This window comes from Psychrobacter sp. 1U2 (genome assembly GCF_051847575.1).
Genome location: NZ_JBPYDC010000334.1, coordinates 1 through 1195, shown reverse-complemented (window position 1 = coordinate 1195; position 1195 = coordinate 1). Strand labels below are relative to the sequence as shown.

Below are 1195 nucleotides of genomic sequence, written 5' to 3'. Positions count from 1 at the left end.
TGATACTCATCGTTTGCTACAACCAGAATTACTTGACTGGTCACTAGAGCTTGGAGCAGTTCGTGAAAGTTATGGGATTGACTCTTTTGATTATGATGACAATATTGCTGCCAGTGGTACATTGCGTTATGGAATAAACAATAATTTTACCGCAGAAGCCCATGCCGAGGTAGTTCATGGACTTAGTAATGCAGGTATTGGTGGGACTTGGCTACTAGGACGCGCAGGTGGTATTTTGTTTGCTTCGATAGCTGGTAGCGAGAGTCAGGGAGAGAACGGTATACAATATAGTACTAACTATTCCTGGAATAACAATAGATTTAGTATGGGTTTTAACGCATTGGGTACTCATGGTGTATACCGTGATGTGGGCTCACAGTATGGCGCTGCACCTGTAAGACGTAGCGAGCAAATCTCAACTGGCTATAGTTCACAGTCCTTAGGAAGTTTTGGGTTAAGTTATAATCAGACTGCTCAAGCTGAGATGGAGTCTACAAAATTCGTTAGTGCCTATTGGTCTAAAGCCTTTGGTCAGAGCATGAGCCTAAACATGAATTACAATCATGATCTTAATCATTCTGCTAATAGTAATATTTCCATTGGGGCCTCTTTATCTCTGGATCGCAATATGTCGATAAGTAGTAGTATGCAACACACAGACGAGCATAACGTCTTGATTGCTGATATTTCAAAATCAGTCGAAAGATCAGGCGGTATTGACTGGCGTGCGCAGGTAAGGCGTAGCGCAGCTACCAACTCTGCTACACTTTTAGATAAAAACATAGAAAATTATAATAGTGTTAGTGCATTGGCTGAGTTAAGTTATCTTGGACGATACGGACGAGTACAAGGTGGAATCAGCAGTATTGATAATCAGTATGCTACTTATGCCAGTGGTATAGGATCATTAGTAATGATGGGTGGCGGTATATTTCCTGCTCGCCAAATAGATAATGGTTTTGCCGTAGTATCTACAGGAGATATCGCTAATGTGCCCGTTCTGTTACAAAATAACCCCGTCGGTACTACCAATAAACAGGGACTCTTACTAGTAACGTCACTTAATGCCTATCAAAACAATAAAATTGGTATTGACCCTATGCAGTTGCCTGCTGATACGCGTATCAATAAAGTGAGTATTGAAGCAACGCCGATGGATTGCACAGGAGTGATGGTAGCCTTTGATATTGCACCG

1 protein-coding gene is annotated in these 1195 nt (G+C 41.7%); it reads left to right on the top strand.

The genetic code is table 11. The features are described from left to right. On the top strand, positions 1–1195 hold a 1195-nt coding region (locus tag ACS8FD_RS15590), incomplete at both ends, for a fimbria/pilus outer membrane usher protein (protein WP_439276519.1).